17 protein-coding genes and 1 pseudogene are annotated in these 18,545 nt (G+C 70.6%); 4 read left to right on the plus strand and 14 right to left on the minus strand.

Annotation, left to right across the window (positions count from 1 at the left end; translation table 11 throughout):
- Together DJ74_RS13965 and DJ74_RS13970 are read right to left on the minus strand one after the other, a co-directional pair.
- The coding region (locus DJ74_RS13965) for an ATP-binding cassette domain-containing protein (RefSeq protein ID WP_141212715.1) at positions 1–205 on the minus strand (205 nt) is incomplete at its 3' end.
- 133 nt (positions 206–338) lie between these two features.
- Positions 339–3,137, minus strand: a complete 2,799-nt coding sequence (locus DJ74_RS13970) for a DNA-directed DNA polymerase (protein WP_094527636.1) — start codon at positions 3,135–3,137, stop codon at positions 339–341.
- A 102-nt stretch (positions 3,138–3,239) separates the two neighbouring features.
- Here DJ74_RS13970 and DJ74_RS19270 point away from each other — a divergent pair, with 102 nt between their 5' ends.
- The 3 genes and pseudogenes from DJ74_RS19270 to DJ74_RS13980 all read left to right on the plus strand — a co-directional run bounded on the left by DJ74_RS19270 (position 3,240) and on the right by DJ74_RS13980 (position 4,602).
- Positions 3,240–3,413, plus strand: coding sequence for a hypothetical protein (locus tag DJ74_RS19270; protein ID WP_170938219.1), 174 nt, complete (start codon positions 3,240–3,242; stop codon positions 3,411–3,413).
- 143 nt (positions 3,414–3,556) lie between these two features.
- Positions 3,557–3,949: pseudogene (locus DJ74_RS13975) on the plus strand (hypothetical protein); the annotation flags it as partial.
- Between the two features lie 182 nt (positions 3,950–4,131).
- Positions 4,132–4,602, plus strand: coding sequence for a hypothetical protein (locus DJ74_RS13980; RefSeq protein WP_094527638.1), 471 nt, complete (start codon positions 4,132–4,134; stop codon positions 4,600–4,602).
- Positions 4,603–4,615: 13 nt separating this feature from the next.
- On the opposite strand, the gene rad50 is transcribed toward DJ74_RS13980, so the two are convergent.
- The 4 genes from rad50 to DJ74_RS14000 form a co-directional block, all read right to left on the minus strand.
- Positions 4,616–7,303 (minus strand): DNA double-strand break repair ATPase Rad50, encoded by a 2,688-nt coding sequence (gene rad50, locus DJ74_RS13985; protein ID WP_094527639.1) that lies wholly within the window; start codon positions 7,301–7,303, stop codon positions 4,616–4,618.
- Complete coding sequence (mre11, locus tag DJ74_RS13990; protein WP_094527640.1) at positions 7,300–8,601, minus strand: DNA double-strand break repair protein Mre11; 1,302 nt, start codon at positions 8,599–8,601, stop codon at positions 7,300–7,302. The genes rad50 and mre11 overlap by 4 nt, the downstream gene beginning before the upstream one ends.
- A gap of 95 nt (positions 8,602–8,696) precedes the next feature.
- On the minus strand, positions 8,697–8,975 hold the full coding sequence (locus tag DJ74_RS13995) for a hypothetical protein (RefSeq protein WP_094527641.1): 279 nt from the start codon (positions 8,973–8,975) through the stop codon (positions 8,697–8,699).
- Positions 8,976–9,054: 79 nt separating this feature from the next.
- Positions 9,055–9,318 carry a helix-turn-helix domain-containing protein gene (locus DJ74_RS14000; protein ID WP_094525277.1) on the minus strand — a complete coding sequence of 88 codons (264 nt, stop codon included), beginning with the start codon at positions 9,316–9,318 and terminating at the stop codon, positions 9,055–9,057.
- 140 nt (positions 9,319–9,458) lie between these two features.
- Between DJ74_RS14000 and DJ74_RS14005 the strand changes: the two genes are divergently transcribed.
- Positions 9,459–10,676 (plus strand): proteasome-activating nucleotidase, encoded by a 1,218-nt coding sequence (locus tag DJ74_RS14005; RefSeq protein WP_094527642.1) that lies wholly within the window; start codon positions 9,459–9,461, stop codon positions 10,674–10,676.
- A 58-nt stretch (positions 10,677–10,734) separates the two neighbouring features.
- Here the strand turns inward: DJ74_RS14005 and DJ74_RS19705 are convergent, their stop codons facing one another.
- The 8 genes from DJ74_RS19705 to DJ74_RS14040 all read right to left on the minus strand — a co-directional run bounded on the left by DJ74_RS19705 (position 10,735) and on the right by DJ74_RS14040 (position 18,478).
- On the minus strand, positions 10,735–10,866 hold the full coding sequence (locus DJ74_RS19705) for a hypothetical protein (protein ID WP_254921584.1): 132 nt from the start codon (positions 10,864–10,866) through the stop codon (positions 10,735–10,737).
- A gap of 65 nt (positions 10,867–10,931) precedes the next feature.
- Entirely contained in the window at positions 10,932–12,107 is a 1,176-nt protein-coding gene (locus DJ74_RS14010) for a bifunctional oligoribonuclease/PAP phosphatase NrnA (protein ID WP_094525275.1), read from the minus strand.
- A 79-nt stretch (positions 12,108–12,186) separates the two neighbouring features.
- A complete protein-coding gene (locus DJ74_RS14015) occupies positions 12,187–13,107 on the minus strand; it encodes an NAD-dependent epimerase/dehydratase family protein (RefSeq protein ID WP_094525274.1) in 921 nt (306 codons plus the stop codon).
- On the minus strand, positions 13,104–13,583 hold the full coding sequence (locus tag DJ74_RS14020; protein ID WP_170938220.1) for a DUF5791 family protein: 480 nt from the start codon (positions 13,581–13,583) through the stop codon (positions 13,104–13,106). The genes DJ74_RS14015 and DJ74_RS14020 overlap by 4 nt, the downstream gene beginning before the upstream one ends.
- 42 nt (positions 13,584–13,625) lie before the next feature.
- Complete coding sequence (locus DJ74_RS14025; RefSeq protein WP_094527643.1) at positions 13,626–16,877, minus strand: hypothetical protein; 3,252 nt, start codon at positions 16,875–16,877, stop codon at positions 13,626–13,628.
- Positions 16,871–17,575, minus strand: a complete 705-nt coding sequence (locus DJ74_RS14030; protein ID WP_094527644.1) for a hypothetical protein — start codon at positions 17,573–17,575, stop codon at positions 16,871–16,873. The genes DJ74_RS14025 and DJ74_RS14030 overlap by 7 nt, the downstream gene beginning before the upstream one ends.
- Positions 17,572–18,012 (minus strand): hypothetical protein, encoded by a 441-nt coding sequence (locus DJ74_RS14035; RefSeq protein WP_094527645.1) that lies wholly within the window; start codon positions 18,010–18,012, stop codon positions 17,572–17,574. The genes DJ74_RS14030 and DJ74_RS14035 overlap by 4 nt, the downstream gene beginning before the upstream one ends.
- Entirely contained in the window at positions 17,993–18,478 is a 486-nt protein-coding gene (locus DJ74_RS14040; RefSeq protein WP_094525270.1) for a hypothetical protein, read from the minus strand. The genes DJ74_RS14035 and DJ74_RS14040 overlap by 20 nt, the downstream gene beginning before the upstream one ends.
- Positions 18,479–18,545: the final 67 nt, after the last annotated feature.

The following is an 18,545-nucleotide window of genomic DNA, read 5'->3' on the forward strand; positions in this document are numbered from 1 at the left end:
GGTGGAGCAGGACCTCGCCGTCGGTGACCTCGTACGCCGGGTGGCCGGCGATGACCTTCGCGAGCGTCGACTTCCCGGAGCCGTTCGGCCCCATCAGCGCGTGGATGTCGCCGGACTCGACGGTTAGGTCGACCCCCCGAAGGATGCGTTCACCGCCCTCTTCCGCCACTCGTGCGTGAAGATCGTTGATTTCGAGAGTAGCCATGTGTATTCTCGTGCCTCGTACGTTGACGGTAGTGGTTGAGGCGGTTAATGGTTACGCATCCACCCGACAAAACTCTCGAATCAAGCAAGAATTTTTCCAACGATCGAAAACTGCTTTCTCAGAGACGACCCGCCTACATGAACGAGCCGAGTCCGGTCTGCTCCTGTCCGGTCTTGACTTCCTCCCACGACATGCCGAGCGCCTCGATGACGCGCTCGATGGGCCCTTTCAGCGTCTTGTCGAGCATCTTCTCCCAGTCGACCTCGAACTCCTCCGGGACCTGGTCGGCGTACTCGAAGCAGATCACGTCGGGGTCGCGCTTGAACTCCCCGTACAGGTGGTCGCGCTGCGGGTCGAGCCCCTTCTCTCCCTCCATCCGCTGCCAGAAGTCGGGGTGAACTTTCTCGATGTAGAGCCGCTTCGGCTTCGACCCGCTCCCGAAGTTGGTCCCGAGCATGAGGTTGGCGTACTTCGCTCCCCGGACCTGCGCGGTCGGCGTGTCGTAGGCGTCCAGCTTCTTGCCGATCCCGCCCGGGATCCCGATCTCGTCGAGGTCGACGTCGCCGTCGAGCACGCGGGCGATGACGTCCACGAGGTACGCCTTCACCTCCTCCATGTCCTCGTCGATGTCGTCGCCGGTGACGATCGTCTCGATGACGTTCTGCTGGACCTCCTTCGTGATCCCGGCGATGTCGGAGCGCTTGTACTCGAAGCCGGTGATGTCGATGTCGTCGACGTCTTTCCCCTCCTTCCAGATGATGTGGCCGGCGTACCGCTTCTTCTTCCCCGCCTGGAAGAACCGCCGGTAGAGCTTCTCGAACTCGATCTGGAAGCGGTGGGAGTCGGCGTTCAGCTTCTCGCGCGCGAAGTCGTCGTAGCGTTCGTTGATGTGGTCCTCTATTTCGAAGGAGGTCTCTATCGCCTCCTCCTCCGACATGTCAGATAGAGATAACATCACCGAATCGGTGTCACCATACGCAACTTGATAATTAAGCTCGTTCGCGGCTTCCTCGGTGAAGTCGATGACCTCTCTACCGGTCGCTGTGACGGCCGCTGCGCCCTCTTTGTCGTACAGCCGGAACCGATCCCAGCCCGTCACGCCGTACAACGAATTCATAATAACCTTGACAGCTCCCTGCTGTCGGTCGTACTGCTCGTACGGCTCGGTGCCGGGGTCGTGGTCGTTCCGGAGCGCCTTCTTCTCCTCGCGCTCGGAGAGGAGCTCGTCGACCATCTCGCGCATGATCCCGTCCGGCTCCTTCTGGAAGTGCGTCCCGTTGGGCGCGACGTACGTCTCGCCGTCGTACTCGGCGGGGTCGACCTTCGTCTCCGGGCCGGCGTTGATCGTGACCATGCACATCGGGTAGAGGCTCTTCAGGTCCTGGACCGTCACCATCTCCTTGACGCCGGTGATCGGGTCGAAGACCGCACCCCCTTCGAACTCCTCCGATTCCTGTTGGCCCTTCGTCGGGAGCGCGAACTTCCCGAACGCCTTGTGGAGGACGTACATGTCGACCGTGTCGCCGGGGGTCGGCGCGTCCTCGATCTTGCAGCCGACGAAGGTGCGAACCTCGTCCCAGAAGGCGATCACGTCCTGCTTCCGGTCGATCTCGACGCACAGCTCCACGTCGCGGATGCTGTACTCCAGCAGGCGCTCGGGGTCCTGCTCCCAGAGGTCGCCGATGTCGCCCGTATACCGCTCCTTGCCGACGCCGAGCTCGCGCTCGCCGACCGCGTCGAGCCGGTACGACTCCAGCTCCGTGAACATCGTCCGCTTGTACGCGTACAGCAGGTCGAAGACGACCCGGCCCTTGATGTCGGGGCCGCCCCAGCCGGAGCGCCACACCTCGCCGATCCGGGAGAGCCGATCGACGGAGAGGTCGTACTGGCTCCCGTCGTCGAGCACTTCCATGCGATCGAGGAGATACGGCGCGTCGAAATCCTCGAAGTTCCACCCAGTCATAAGATCTACGTCGGTGTCGTCGATGTAGTCGACGAACGCGTCGAGCATCGCGGCCTCCTCGGTGAACGTCTCGACCCGGAAGTCGATCTCGCCGTCGCTCGCGATCCCCTCGTAGTCGGGGAGGTCCTCGGGCGGCGGGATCTCGGCCTCGGGGGCGTCGTACAGCCAGACGACGTACTCGTCGTCGTAGGAGTCGTGGCTCGTGAGACAGATGATCGGCTCCTCGCCGTCCTCGGGGAACCCCCGGCGGTCGTCGACCTCGATGTCGAAGGTGTTCACGCGGAGGTCGGCGTCGACCTCGGCCGGCTCCAGCTGCCCCTCGTGGACCTGCATCGTCCCGGAGCCGTCGTCGAGCCGGCGCTCCTCGACCCGCATCCCGCCGTTGATCCCGTTGTCGATCAGGAAGCGGTTCGGGAAGAGGATGTCAGCCTCGAAGCTGGTCTCGAAGTCGTCGCGGATGTTCCCGACGTCGCGGGGCGTCCGGGTGACGATCCGGGTGAGCGGCTCGCCGCGGATGCTCTCGTACGGCTCGCCGTCCGGGCCCTCCTCGCGCGTCCCGATCACGACGTCGTACGCCTCGACGGGGTCGCGGTCGAGGTCGGCGGTGGGGACGTAGAAGTACGGCTCGACGCCCAGCACGCGGACGTGCTCGCGGACGTCGTCCTCGACGTCGCCGTCGACGGTCGCCGCCGGGCGCCGGCCGAAGACGTGAACGACGGGGTACTCGTCGCTCCCGTATCCCTCCACGGCGTAGTCGATCTGGGTGATCATCAGCTCGACGGTCCCGGTCGACTCCGGGAACTTCGCCTCGTCGACGTCGACGACGTCGCTGACGCGGCCCCGCCCGCCGCCGGCGACGACGGCCGCCTCCTGTGCGGCGAGGTCCTCCCGTTCGGTTTCCGTGCCGCCGTGCTCCCCCTCGTCCGCGTCCGCGGGCGACGAGAAGTCCGACAGCCCCGACTGAGTCATATCGGTCCTTCGGCGGCACCCGGCTAAAAAACTCGGCTTTCGGGTGCGGCGAGGACTCCCGCCACGGAAAGGCCTTTAATGTGTGATGACTTACCACGGTCCATGTCTTCGGACCCACGTTCGGAACCCGAGGTGGCTCGCCCGACCGGTCGCGACGCGGTCGACGCCGAGGTGGAGGTGTACGAGGACGACGGGAACGTGGTGCTGTTCGACGCCGCGAACCCCCTCGCGTGGGTCGAGGCGAGCCGAACGGTCCGGCTCGCAGACGCGACCTGACGCGGCGCTTCGGTTCCGCGCTCGTCTCACGTCCGTAGTGGCGGTGCCGGCTTCTCCGCGGCGACGCCATCCCCTCCGCGGCCGCGACGTCCCGACCGCGACCGGACGGAACCCCTTTGCCTCGCCCCCGCGTACGACCGTACGTGTTCAGCCTCGACGAGGACGACGAGGGCGAGGTCTCCTTCGGCGAGAGCTCCGACGCCGAGCGGGAGATGACGCCGGACATCCCGAAGGCCCCCTCGGTGAAGACGTTCGACGACGGGGGCGACTTCGAGGGCGCGAGCGACGTCGACTCCGGCACGCTCCGCGCGTTCGTGGTCGCCGTGATCTACGCCAACGCCGCGGTGTTCCTCGTCGCGCTCGGCCCGATGGTTTGGTACTTCGAGGGGTGGTCGCGCGTCGGTCCGGTCCTCCTCGTCGCCGGGCTTCTCGCCGGCGTTCGGACGTACCAGACGTACCGTGCCTGGGAGCGCTCTCGGGACGAGGCGGCCGACGCGGATGCCGATACGGATGGTATCGATGCCGACGCGGACGCTGTCGAGGCCGCTCGCTCCGGGGCTGCGGACGCTAAGGCCGACGACGCTGCCGACGCCGACGACGCTGCCGACGCCGACGACGCTGCCGACGCCGACGACGCTGCCGACGCTGCCGACGCTGACGACCCGGACGACCACACGCCCCCGGAAGCGTAATGAATTGGGGACTCTCTCCTTCGCCTATGCAGACGGTCCGCGACGCCGACGGCGACACGTACCTCCTGGTGAAGCGCTCCGCGGAGTCGAGCCGCGTCCGCGACCCGGCCACGGGCGCGGAGCGCTACGTCGACAACGACGAACTCAGCGTCGTCGACGGGGAGTCGCCGCTCGCGACCGCGGCCTCCGGAGTTCCCTCGTCGGTCCGCAAAACGATGCGCGCGGTCCACGACGACCGGTCGCTCGGCCTGCTCGCCGTGGTCGTCGACGAGGGGCCGCTCCCCGTGATCGAGCTGCTCGACGCGACGGAGCTGTGCGAGTCCGACCTCCACGGGACGGTCACCGAGCTCCGCGCGGCCGGCCTGATCGCCGAGGTCGACGTCGACGGCCGGCGGGGGTACGCCGCGACGGACGACGCGAGCGAGGCGATCGAGCTCCTGCGAGGCGGGCCTGAGGCGGACATCGCCGCGGGGCGCGACCGCGCCGAGGGCGGCTGAGCGACGGCCGAGATCAGTCGTCCGCGAGCGACGCGGCGTCGAGCTCGGCGGCGTCCGCGCGGCGGGCCGTCGAGCGGTTCGAGCGCGGCTCCTTCTCGACGGTGACGAGCTCGTCGGCGGCGCCCACCAGCTCGTCGTCGTGGCTGACGATGAGGATCTGCTCGACGCCGAAGCCGCGCATCTCCTCCACGAGCCGGACGAGCCGGGAGACGTGCCCGGAGTCGAGGAAGACGGTCGGCTCGTCGAGAATAAGCGGCGGGGTCGGCGCGGCGCCTTCGATCCCCTCGGAGAGCAGCCGGTAGATCGCGCAGCGCAGCGAGAGGTTGAACAGGGCGCGCTCGCCGCCGGAGAGCTGCTCGGGATCGAGCGCCTCGCCGTCCTTCTGGTAGACCGTGAGCGCGTACTCGCCGTCGAGCTCGATGTGCGAGTAGGCGTCGTTGCCGTACACCAGATCGAACGTCTCGTTGAGGGTGCGCTCTAACTCGGCGACGTTGCGCTGGCGGAGCTCCGCGCGGAGGTCGCCGTACATCGCCTCCAGCTCGCTCGTTTCCTCGTGGAGCCCCTCCAGCGCCTCGACGGTCGTCGCCAGCTCCGCCCGCTCTCCGCGGAGGGTCTCCAGCTCCCGGATCTCGCCGTTCACGCTCCCGATCGCGTTCTCCAGCTCCGTCCGCCGCTCCGCGAGCCGATCCAGCTCCCCGTCGACGCGTTCGAGGTACTGCTCGGCCTTCTCCTTCCGCTTCTTCGCCTCCTCGACCGCCGCCTCGTCCACCGCGGCCGCGAGCTCGTCGCGCCGGTCGCGCTTGTCGGCGAGCCGGTCGCGCCGCTCGTCGTTGAGCTCCCCGAGCGTCTCCCGTTTCTCGCGGCGGCGCTCGATCGCCGACTCCGCCTCCGAGATCGCCCCTACCCGCTCCTCGACCGCGTCCACCGCTTCGCGGGCCTCGTCGAGCGCACCGAGCGACGCTTCGAGTTCCGCAACGCGGTCCGCGGCCGACTCGGCCTCCTCGCGCTTTTCCGCGGCGACATCGCGGGTCTCGTCGGCCTCCTCGCGCTTCTCCGCCGCGGCCTCGCGCTTCTCCGCCGCGGCCTCGCGCTTCTCAGCCGCCTCCGACCGGCGCTCGTCGACGCGCTCTTCGAGCATCTCCGTCGTCTCGTCGATCTCGTCGAGCCGGTCCGCGGCCGCCGCGAGCCCGTCCAGCTCTTCGATCCGCTCGTCGAGGCTCTCCTCGCGTTCGCGGGCCGATTCCAGCTCGGCCTCCAGCTCGTCGACGCGCGCCCGGTCATCTTCGATCCCGGCCGCGTGCGGCGAGTCCTCCACCGGCTGGCCGCACTCGGGACACTTGCCGGCCGCGAGCAGCTCCTCGGCCTCCGCGACGCGTTCGCGAGCGTTCTTCAGCTCCGCGGACAGCTCCGCGATCCGCTCGCGGACCTCGCCGCGTCGCTCCCGGAGCGCCTCGTGCTCCTCGGCGACGTCGTCGCGGTCCACGTCGGCAGCCGCGAACCGTTCGCGGAGGGTCTCGGCCTCCTCGCGGAGCTCCTCGATCGAGGACTCGCGCTCGTGGGCCTCGTCGTCGGCCGTCTCGGCCTCGTCGGCGAGGTCGTCGGCCTCTCCCTCCAGCTCCGCGGCGCGGTCGGCGAGGTCGTCGGCCTTCCCGGCGAGGTTCGTCGCCTGGTTACGGAGCGCCTCGGCGCTCACCCGTCCGTCGTCGAGCTCTTCGCGGATCGACGCCTCGCGCTCGTCGAGCTCCGCGCGGCGAGCGGCGACGGTCTCCTCGTCGGCCGCGTCGAGGCCGGCGTCGTCGAGCCGCTCCCCGATCCCGGCCTCGATCTCGTCGATCCGCTCTCGGGCCTCCCGGATCGCGTCCCGGTGCTCGTCGCGCTCGCGCTCGGCCTCGCGGATCGCCTCCTCGATCTCGCCGATCTCCGCCTTCACCGACTCCAGCTCCTCCCGCTTCTCCGCGTGGGTCGAGAGCGTCTCCGCGGCGTCGTCGCGCGTCTCCTTCGCCCGATCCCGCTGGTCCTCGTAGCGTTCGATCTCGTCTGTCACCTCCGAGAGGTCGCTCTCAAGCCCGTTGAGCCGCTCGTGGAGGTCGCGATCCTCCTTCGCCGCGATCTGCTCGTCGAGCTGGTCGAGCCGTCCGCGGCGGTTCTCTAACACGTCCTCGACGCCGAGCCGGGCGTCCCCGGCGCGCTCGCGGTACTCCTCTAGCTTCCCGAGTTGGAGCAGGTCGTCGATCGTGTCCTGGCGCTCCCGCGGACTGGCGTCGATCAGCTCGTTCACCTCTCCCTGCCGCACGTACGCGCAGCCGACGAACGCCTCTGCGTCCATCCGGAGCAGCTCGGTGACGAACTCGCGCACGGCCCGCGCGCCGTCGCGGGTCACGTCGCTCTCGTCGGTCGATTCGAGCGTGCACTGGTGGTCGATCCGGTCGTCGTACACCCGGAGCCGCCGCTCGATCCGGTACGGCGTCCCGTCGTGGGTGAACCACAGCTCGACTTCGGTCTCCTCTTCGCCCTTCGTGACGACGTCGTCGAGGGTGCCGCCGAGCGCTTTCGACCCGTACAGCGCGAAGAAACAGGCCTCTAAGAGCGACGACTTGCCGCTCCCGTTGAGCCCGTGAATGACCGTGACGCCCCGCGTCAGCCGGAGGTCGGCGTCGCCGTACGGCTTGAAGTTCGAGAGCCGGATTCGGTCGAAGTTCACAGGTAATCCTCCATGGAGACTTGGCCGTCGGTCGCGGCGGTCTCGGGGGCCCGTTCGCCGTCGTCGTCGCCGTCTTCCGCGGTGTCGTCGCCGGTCCCGGTCTCCTCGTGCGCCTCGTCCCTCTCGTCCGCGTCGCCGTCGTCGCCTTCCTCGGCGTCGCCGCCCGCTCCGCCCCCTTCGAACGCGTCGAGGTCGTCGATTCGCTCCTCGACCCGCCCCTTCACCGTCTTCCTGACGTTGCTGTCGGGGAGCGTGTCGGCGCGGACCGCCTCGTCGACGTCGCGGGCCGCCTCGGAGAGGGCCATCTCCTCGATCCGCTCCCGCACGGCGTCCTCGGGGTCGGCGAAGCTCACGTCGACCTCGGCGTCGGTCTCGACCTCGCGGCGGTCGGTGACACGGGCGATGAGCGCCCCCTCCTCGGTCGCGAACTCCTCGATCGCGGCCGGGGTCACCGGCTCGCCCTCGCCGGTCACGTCGACGAGCACGACCGCGTCGTCGAGGTCGTGTTGGCGGACCTTCTCCCGCACCCGCGCCGCGCCCTCGCCCTCGCGGAGGTCGACCTCCACGAAGACGAACGGGCGCGTGTCGAGCGCGCGTCGCCGGATCTCCACGCGGTCGTCGCCGCCCGCGGCGTCCGCGTCGAAGGTGACGAGGTTGTAGCCGCGCCCCTCGCGCTCGCTCGCGCTCGCTCGCTCCGTGGACCCGGGGTAGGTGACCCACGTGTCGCTCACCTCGGCGACGTCGGGCGTGTGGTTGTCGCCGAGGAGCATCGCGTCGAACTCGACGTCGCTCTCCGCGAGCACTTCCTCCGTGTCCCAGTCCGCGTAGCCGAACGGCTCGAAGAGGCCGTGCGCGACGAGGGCGGCGTAGTCGGCGTCGTGGTCCGCGAACGCGTAGTCGAGGTCGTCCCGGCGGGAGACGGGGACGTGGTCGAGCCCGTAGAACGCCGTGTCGCCCACCACGGTCGGCTCGTCGCCGAGCCGTGTCGCGAGCCCCAGCCGCTCGAAGAGGTCGAGCCACTGGCCGCCCCGCGTCGATTCGTGATTGCCGACGACCGCGAGGAGGGGGATCCCGGCGTCGTCGAGCCGACGGAGCACGGAGATGGTGCCCATCAGGTCGACGAGCTCGGGACGTCGGTCGTGGAAGAGGTCGCCCGCGTGGATCACCGCGTCGACGTCGCCGTCGATCGCGTCGTCGATCACGGCCTCGAAGGCGTCGAGGAAGTCCTGTCGTCTGACCGGCGAGTGGTACTGCGCGTACCCGATGTGGGTGTCGCCGGTGTGGATCACCCGCGTCATCTGCCCGGACGTTGGCCGGTGTCGGGTTTAGGGGTTCCGGGGGCGGAGCGGAAGTGGTCGGCGGTCCGGAGAGCGGGCCGCCGTCCGACCGCTCCTCACCGGCCTCCGCCGGCCGCCGCCTCCCGAAATCCTCGGTAGGCCGACAGCGCCGCGCGACCCCGTTCGGCCGCGGCCGCGTCGCCGTCGCGCTCGGCGACCGCGACCGCCTCCTCCAGCCGGTCGAGTCCGACAGATTCGACGAACCCGGCGGCGCGCCGCAGGTCGGTTCGCGCGGCCTCGGCCTCGTCGATCACGGCGGCGTACGGCCGGGTTGCGGTGTCGGTACGCGTCGCCAGCGCGGCCAGGGCCCGCTTGACGCCGGTTGTCGAGACCACGGCGTCCCTGCGTCGGTATCGGGGATAAGATGATGGCTCCCGCCCGCCTCCGTCCACGTCGCTGCCGACCCCTGCCGACTCACACCGCGAGCGTGTACAGCCGCTTCCGGGCGTCGGTGAAGGAGAACCGCGAGTCGACCACGTCCTCCTCTTCCAGCCGCGAGAGCGCGTACCTGACGGTCCGGGGGGGCAGCAGCGTCTCCTCGGCGAGTTCGCTCTGCGTCAGCGTGTCGTTGTAGTCGAGGACCTTCGCCACGAGCTTCGCGCTCGGGGGAAGATCGCGGACGGCGCTCCAGCGGTCCGTGACGTCCTCGTCGGCGGTGACGGCGTCGGTGGTGCTCATGCGTACTCTCTCATATCTCATGCCGACAAATAATATTTACTATCCATATTCATTACTATTGGTCATTCATTCGACGATCCGTCCCGCTCTACTCTCCCCCACCCGAAACCTCTTACGCGCGAGACGCCTTATTACGGACAATGACTGACACCGTCGAAGACGTCGAGATGCCCTACGACGAAGGGTCGGCGTCGAGACAGGAGAAGATCGAGTCCCTCCAGGATGAGCTCGACGTGCTGGAGTCGCAAAACGAGGAGATGCGCGACAAGCTCCTCGACGCGAACGCGGAGAACAACAAGTACCAGCAGAAGCTCGAACGGCTCACCCACGAGAACAAGAAGCTGAAGCAGTCCCCGCTGTTCGTGGCGACCGTTCAGGAGATCACGCCCGACGGCGCCGTGATCAAACAGCACGGCAACAATCAAGAGGCGCTTACGGAGATCACCGCGGAGATGCGCGAGAAGCTCGATCCCGACGACCGGGTCGCGGTCAACAACTCCCTCTCGGTCGTGAAGAAGCTGGAGAAGGAGACGGACGTGCGGGCCCGCGTGATGCAGGTCGAGCACTCGCCCGACGTCACCTACGCCGACATCGGCGGACTCGAGGAACAGATGCAGGAGGTCAGAGAGACCGTCGAGATGCCGCTGGAGCACCCGGACATGTTCGAGGACGTCGGTATCACGCCGCCGAGCGGCGTTCTGCTGTACGGGCCGCCGGGCACGGGGAAGACGATGCTCGCGAAGGCCGTCGCCAACGAGACGGACGCGACGTTCATCAAGATGGCCGGCTCCGAGCTCGTCCACAAGTTCATCGGCGAGGGTGCGAAGCTCGTCCGCGACCTGTTCGAGGTCGCCCGCGAGAACCAGCCCGCCGTCCTCTTCATCGACGAGATCGACGCCATCGCCTCGAAGCGCACCGACTCGAAGACCTCCGGCGACGCCGAGGTCCAGCGGACGATGATGCAGCTGCTCTCCGAGATGGACGGCTTCGACGAGCGCGGCGAGGTCCGGATCATCGCCGCGACCAACCGCTTCGACATGCTCGACCCGGCCATCCTCCGTCCGGGCCGGTTCGACCGCCTCATCGAGGTGCCCAAGCCGAACACCGACGGTCGCGAGATCATCTTCCAGATCCACACCCGGAAGATGAACCTCGCGAGCGACATCGACTTCGACGAGCTCGCCGAGATGACCCCCGACGCGTCCGGCGCCGACATCAAGGCCATCTGCACGGAGGCCGGGATGTTCGCCATCCGCGACGACCGCACCGAGGTCACGCTCGACGACTTCCTCGAGGCCCACGAGAAGCTCCAGCAGGACGACGAGAGCGGCGCGGACGACTCGCTCGCGTTCGCCTGATCACCGCCGACGCTACCGCCTTCAGATCGGTTTTTCTGCCGTCACGACGGTTCGGCCGTTACAGCGCCCGCACGATCAGATACGGAACCGCGAACAGCAGGACGAAGATCAGTCCGGTCGCGAGCGCGTAGCCGACGCCGACGCCCGCGAGCGCGCGCCAGCCGCCGTCGGTCGGGAGATCGAGGTTCATACCGTTCACTCCGCGGCCGCATAATTAAATACTGTCTCCGGCTCCCGGCGACCAGCCGGCGGGACTCAGACGTCGCCGGCCATCGCCCGGAACAGCGCGTCGGCGAGCTCGTCTCGGTCGACCCCCTCCGGTCCGTCCTCTCCCGTCGGGTCGATCCGCGGTGCGACGGTCCCGCCGCCCATCCGCGAGTGGCCGCCTCCGTCTCCGTTTTCGACGTCCGAGAGGACCGATTCGATCGCGTTGCCCATGTGGACCCGATCGTCACGGGAGCGCCCGGAGAGGTGGACCGTCCCGTCCCGCTCGCCGATCACCACGACGGCGCTGACCCCTTCGAGCTGGATCAGCTCGTCGGCCGCCTGCGGGATCGCGTCGACGTTGTTCACGCCGCCCACGTCCGCCACCGCGAACGAGCCCTCGACGCGGCGCCCGGCGATGGCTCGCGCCTTCACTTCCAGCACCTCCGCGTCGACCGCGGGGTTGGCGATGCGGTCGAGGCAGTCCTGATCGACGCCGGGGTACACGTACGCTGCGGCCGCGAAGTCCGGCTCGCTCGCCCCGACGGTGAGGTGTTTCGTGTCGGAGAGGATACCGTACAGCAGCCCGGTCGCGGTGTCCGTCGGGAGGGTGAGGTCGCTGTCGGTCTCGCTCGCGTGCTTGTCCGGCGGGACCGGGATCGCGTCGTTCTCCTCGAAGTACTCGGCGACGACGGAGGCGGTCGCTCCGTAATCGGTGCGGACGTCGGTGAACCGCTCTCCGGCGCCGTCGCCGGGGTGGTGGTCGACGACGGCCGTGGGGAGGACGCCGTCGGCGCCCGCGAACCCTCGCGGCTCGTTGTGATCGACTAGCACGACGGACCCGGCGGCGAGGTCGCTCACGTGTTCGATCGGTTCGAGCTCCAGATCGAGCACCGTTCGGAACGCGCGGTTCTCCTGATGACGGATCTGTCCGGGGTACTGCACCGTCGCGTCGACGTCGACTTGAGACGCGAGCGACGCGACACCGAGGGCGGACGACATCGCGTCCGGGTCGGGGTTCGGGTGCATCAGCACCGCGATCTCGTCCTGGTCGGCGAGCAGCCGCCGGAACCGCACTCCGGTCGTCCAGCGGGCGCGGAACAGGAGGTATCCCCCGGCGACCGCGACGAGTGCGACGCCGACCGCGATCGCGGTCAGCTCCGGGTTCTCCCGCGCGAGCGTCCCCGCCTGCGAGAGTCGCTCGTCGGCCGCACTCAGGCTCCACATGTGTCCCCGAGACTCCCTCCCCCCACATGAAGGTTCGTCACTGTTTCGACCGATCGGCGACGCCCGCCCGTGGCGTCGCTTACTCTCGGGTCGCGCGGAACGACCGCACCGCGTCGCGATACCCCTCGCGGAAGGTCGGATAGTCGAACTCGTACCCGAGCGCGCGGAGCCTGTCGTTCGAACAGCGCTTGCTCGTCCGGATCCGGCGTTCGGCGGCCGGTGAGAGGTCGCCGGCCGCGATCCGCTCGGCCTTCGACCGCTTCTCCGGCCGCGGCACGCCGCACTCGTCGGCGAGCCAGTCGGCGAACGCGTGCTTGTCGACCGGTTCGTCGTCGACGACCACGACCGGCTCGCCGCGTGCGCGATCCGTCTCGAGGAGGTGCCGGATCGCCCCCGCGGCGTCGTCTCGATGGACCATGTTGAGGTACCCCGCGGTGACGGGCCCTTCGACGTACCGCTCCAATCGGTACCGCCCGGGGCCGTACAGTCCCGCGAACCGAGCGACGGTCCCGCCGATCCCGGCGTCGCCGGCGGCCTCCAGCGCGATCCGTTCCGCCTCGGCGAGGACCCGCGTCTTCTCCGTGGTCGGATCGATCGGCGTCTCCTCGTCGACCCACCCGCCGTCATGGTCGCCGTACACGCCCGTCGACGACGTGTAGACGAGTCTGTCCGGCGACGACGACCGCGCCGCGTACTCCTCGATGACGTTTCGGAGGCCGTCGACGTACACCTCGCGGGCCGCCTCGGCGCCTCGGCCGCCGGAGCTGGCCGCGAAGACGACGGCGTCCGCGTCGGGCAACGCGTCGAGCGAGGGCGGATCGGTCGCGTCCGCTCGTATCGCGTCGACCGCGCCGTCGCCGTCGACGCGTTCCCCGACCTCACCGATGGCGTCGATCCCCGCGTCAGACCGCCGCACGCCCGTCACGGCGTGGCCGCGATCGGCGAGCTGCGACGCGAGTTCGATCCCGACGTAGCCGCAGCCGACGACGACGGCCCTCATCGCTTGCGGCGCTCGATGACCGCCATGACCTCCGCGAGCTGTTCCAGCGTCATCCCGGCGCGTCCCTCGAGGGCCTGTTGGACCTCTTGGCCGGTGAGATCGGCGTCGATCCCCGCCGCGACGGTGTCGACGTCGAGCACCGCGGTCGCCATCCCCATCAGGAGGTGATCGCGTAGCTCCGCGACGAGCGCGTCGGCGTCGCGGTCGGCGGTCACGGCGACGATCGCCGCCGCGTCGTCCACGCTGAGGTCCGCCGCGTCGCCCGCGGCGGCCGCCTCGACGGCCGCCTCGTCGACGCCGGTCTCGACGCCGACGCGCTCGCGCCCGGCCTCGGCCACCGACTCGCGCACCATCACCTCGAACGCCGCGAGCAGCGCGCCCGGGGTCACCTCGCCCGCGTCGACATCGGGCGTCCCGTTGGCGCCGACGGCGTCGACACCGGACACCGTCCCGTCCTCGACGACCTCGTGAAACATGGTCCCCCTCGGTCGGCGTCTCTCAAAACGGCTACGGTCGACTCACGAGGTCGCGCACTCTCTCGCTCCTCCGTCCGACGCTCCCCCGGCTCTCGGGCAGGGCCACCCGGCGGAGGTCTCGTCGCGGGTGCCGTCGACGTCGCCGACGCCGGGCGGGCCGGCGGGCACCGCGACGGCGACGACGGTCTCCGTCTCGAACCGAATCGGCTCCGTCGCACCGAGCCGAACGGTCTCCCCGCCAACGTCGAGGGCCACGTCGCCCTCCCGTCGAACGTACTCGAACGGCTCGCCCGGCGTGCCGACGTCGGCGCGCAGCGCGAACCGCGGGTACTCCCCGCGGACCTGCACGCGCCAGGCGTTCACCGTCGTCACCCAGTAACCGGGCACCGGCGCGACCGGAAGCCCCGCCCCGACGCTCCGGGCGGGCTTCAGCGACCACTTCTCGCCGAGGTCCTCGGCCGCCCTCTCGCTCAGCTCCTCGGTCGCGGTCCGGCCGGCGCGCGTGGCCTCCCTCTCGATCGCTTTCTCCATGCGGTCCCTGAGCAGGACCCGCGCGCCCTTCGTCGGCGGTTCGACGACCCGCGTCGGCACCCGAACGTCCTCTCGACCCGCCGCCTTCCGCGTCGCGACGCGGAGGTGCGCGGCCAGCGACGCCTCCGCCGCGGTCGAGAGCGATCCGTCGGCCGCGGCCTCTGCGGCGACCCGCTCGGCGTACTCGCCGTCACCGACCGCGGCCGCTCTGTCACCGGTCGAGTCGTATGACGCGGCGGCCTCGTCGACCGCGTCGCGACGCGCCTCCCGCGACAACGAGGTCCGCTCCCGAAGCACGCCCTCAACTTCGCGATCGACTTCGCGAAGCGAGCCGTCGACCCGTTTCGTGAGCGCGTCCCGGTCGGCGCGGAGTCCCGGGTCGTCGCTCGCGGCCAGCGCCTCGTCGGCGAGCAGGAGCGCGCGCCCGGCGGTACCGAGTCGGACCGTGTCCCCGGCGCCGAGGATCCGATCCACGATCCCGCTCGACAGATCGCCGTACGGAACGGTGACGTAGTTCACGTTGCGGACGGCGAGCGGTCGCGTCGGGGCGTCGCTCGCGCCGTCTGTCCGTTCGCCGTCGACCGTCGTCCGCGGCAGGTATCCCGGCGCCCCTCGCGGCGAGAACGTCACCGCTCCCCCGGGACCGTCGCCGGCGACCGTGTATGTGCCCGGGTCCGTCGCGGCCTCGCGGGCGGCGATCGCCTCGCCGACCGAGGGGCCGCCGAAGGCGCTGTTCACCCGATCGAGAAACCCGTCCGTCGCCCGCTCGCGGTCGGCAGAAGCCGCTTCCAGCTCCGCGACGACGGCGTCGACGTACGCCGCGCGGGCGGCGACCCGCGCCCGATCGACCGCGCCGTCGTACGTCTTCGGCGCGTCGACGAGCGCCGCTCGGCGATCGCGGACCGCGTCGGCGAGGTCGGCGTACGGCTCCGCCTTGCCGACCGCCGCCGCCTCCATCGACGCGTCGGTCTCGAACGCCCGGACTTCGACGGCGAGCGCGGCGACATCCGCCGCCACGCGGTCCCGTTCGGTCTCCGTCCACGAGCCGTGGACCACCGTCGAGTCGTCGACGTCTCCGCTCCGGACGGCGTCCCGGGCCAGTCGGTCCACGCCGGCCGCCGTGTCGACGCCGAGCGACGAACGCGCGGCCGCCGGCGTCCCGCGTAGGTCGGGTCCGTCACCTCCCGCTCCGAACGTCGCGGCGGGCCGGTCCGCCGCGCCGTCGGTCGGCGCGTGTCGCCCCGTCACCGAGACGCGGACCCGGTAGCGGTCGGCCGCTTCGTCGGCGGTGGTCGTCCGATGGACGGTGCGGTCGACGACGCTTCCGTTAGGGCCCCGTTCCACGACTTCCCGTTCCCACGTCGCAGTCGCGGTGCGTTCGACCGTCACCTCGCGGATCGCGTCTCCGAACGCGACCGGCTCGTCCGGATCCACGGTCCCCGCGGGAACCCCGCGCGGCACGTCGCTCCCGGCGACGTCGGTCAGCCGCTCCGACCGCTCCACGTCGACGCGATCCCACTCGCCGGTCGCCGCGACGGCCGGCGTCGGCGGCGCTATTCGTCCGCCGTCCGCGACCTGCGTCGTCGCCGTCCGCACGTCGGCCTCGACTCGGTACGCGCCCTCGATCACCTCGTCGAGGTCGTCGTGGACCCGAACCGCCCCGACGTCCGCCGCGTGCCCGATCGGAACCGGCGTCTCCTCGTCGGACCGGTCTCGTTTCGACTCGAATGCGTCGTCCTCGCTCCCCGCCCCGTTCGGGTGCGTGCCGGCGCTCGGTTGCGTCGCGGTCTCCCCGGAACCGGTCGGCGTCGGCGCTCCGAGAACCGCGTCGGTCCACGAGTCCTCTCGAACGCCGGTCGGCGCGAGGAGGTCGCTCATCCCGGTCCGGGCGGTCGCCCGTGCCACTCCGCCGCGGGCGCTCGGGTCGCTCGTCCCGAAGACTGCCCGCTGCGTCCGGACGATCCCGGCGTTCGTCGACAGTTCCACGTGCCGGTTCGCGAGGACGTTCTCGACCGGCGCCCCGGCGTACTGCGCGTATCCTCTCGCCCACGTCATCGGATAGAGGCTCGCGGTGAGCTGTCGACCGAGACCCGGTCCCTCAACCGGACCCCTGTCGAGCCGCTCTTCGAACCGCTCCGTCCGCTCGTGAGCGGCGAGCGTCGGGACGGCCACCACGACGGTCCTGTCCGCGGTGCGGTTCACGACCGTTCGGCCGTTCCGTGTCGCGGTGATGTCGACCTCCTCGAAAGTGACGCGAGTCGCGGTCCCGTTGGCCGCCGGCTCGACGCGGACGCGGTCGCGGGCCGCGGTGAGGCCCTCTCGCCCCCCGACCGCCGGTAGCGACGCCGTCGCCGTCACCGATCCGACGTCAGCGTCGACCGCGGAGAGCGCGTCTGCCCCGGTGACTGCCAGTCGTATCCGAAGCGCGTCCGTGAACGCCGACTCCTCGCGCACCGCCTCGGCCGCGGCACCGCTCTCGGGCGCCCGCGTCACCGGTTCCCGCGCCGCGTCGTGCGCCGCCTCGCGCGCCGCGGCGCGCAGCGCTGCGGTGGCGTCGGCGTCGACGCGCTCGACGGCCCGCTCGACGCTCCGGTCCTCGCCGACGAGCCCCTGATCCGCGATCCCCGCTGCGTACGTCGTGCTCGTCACGAGCAGCAACACGCCGATCAGGGCGAACGGGACTCGCGCCCGCTCGTCGACCGCGAACCGTCGCCCGACCCGCTCGGAGTCGGATGCTCCGCCGCGTTTCCCCACGCTCACCACCTCCTCACGACGATCTGAACGGGATCGTCCGTCTCGGCCGCGTCCGGCGTCGGCTGCGTGACCACCGCCGTCGTGACGTCGGCGTTCCGCGGCGGCTCGGCCCCGACGACGACCGCTCTCGCGTTCCCGTCTCTCCCGGGGCGAGGCCGCTCGGTTCCCCTCGAACCGCCGTCGGTCCGGTCCGGACCCTCCCGGGACTGGCCGGCGGTTCGCTGAGGGGATCGCGGCGCGTTCGGTGTCCCAGACGCCGCTATCCGGCCGGTTGCGGGTCGACAGCCACGCGGAGCCGGAGGCCGACGGTCGACGGCTCGCTGCGTCGAGCTGGGTTCCCGGCTCGGAACCGCCGTGACCGTCGCGTCGACCCGGGTTCGCTCGCCGAGGCCCGCGGCGATCGCGGCCGTCGCTCGCGGCTCGAACGCGCCCTCGCCGTCGACGGCGCCGCGCTCATCGCCCGCGCTTCCGGAAGCCGCGACGAGCAGCGCGAGCAGTTCGGCGCGCGTCGCGTGTACCGTTCGGGTGCCGTTCGCCGCCCGCGGCGACCGGTACCGCACGGTCACGGTCTCCGTCACTATCCGGTCGGCCGCCCCCTCCGCGGTCGGCCCGCGCGTCCCCGCGTCCCCGCCGACGCCACCGAGCGCGACGACGCTCGCGGACACGCACAGGAGCAGCACCGTCACGTCGAGCACGGTGCTCGTCACCGGCGGACCACCACGCGAAGGGTCCCGCGGACGTTCCGCCCCGGACCGACTCGCACGGTCACCGGTCGCTCGGCCGTCCCGATCGCTCCGTCGTCTCCGACCGCCGCGCGTTCGGGCGCGTCATCGCCGAACTCGATCTGCCACGTCTTCCCGCCGGCCCTCACCGTCACCGCCGTCGGATACCGGAAGCCGTCGGCGCCGCGGAGCTGGTCCGGTTCGACGACGCCGCCGGCGGTCGCCGTTCGCTCGGCCCTGTCGAGGACGGTCTCGGCACCGGGCCGCTCCCGATCGACCGTCGCGTCGTCGAGCGCGGCCGCGTACAGACTCAGCGCCGCCCCGACTACCAGCACCGCGACGAGCGCGGCGAGCGGTTCGACCGCGGCGCGATCCGCGGCCCCGCTTCCGGCGCCGGACGGGTCACCCGACGAGCGTGACATGCACCCCTCCGTAATGCACCCGCCGCACGGTGAGCCGCTCCGGCGCCGGTCGCCACCCGCTGTCGGCGCTCCGCGCGCGCTCCGCCGCCGCGGCCAGCGCGTCGGGGTCGTCGAACGCGGCGTCCGGCGGAACGCCGTCGAGGACCCGCCGAAGCCGGTCCCCACTTCCGCTTCGATCGACCGGTGGGACCGGCGTCACCCGCGGCGCGTGGAGCGGCGCCCGTGCGTCTCCCCCGTCTCCGCCGAGCGAGACCGACCGCGGCGTGAGTCGGATTCGGTCCGCCGCGATCCCGTGTTCCGCCGTCGCGGGGTACTCTCCGCCGGCTACCGTCTCGATCGTGTGCGCGACGCCGGCCGCGTCCGGCGGCGGCGACGCCGGGAGCGTCGCGGCGACGCCGGCCGTCGCGACGCTCACCACGGCGAGGCCGAGCCACGCGTACGTCGCGTCGAGGTGAGTCTCGAACACGGGCCGGCTGGCCGCGGCTTGGTATTTAAATGATCGGCGAGGACACGCCGCCGTGTTAAGTTAAGAA

This window comes from Halorubrum sp. Ea8, from assembly GCF_002252925.1.
Classification (GTDB): Archaea; Halobacteriota; Halobacteria; order Halobacteriales; family Haloferacaceae; genus Halorubrum.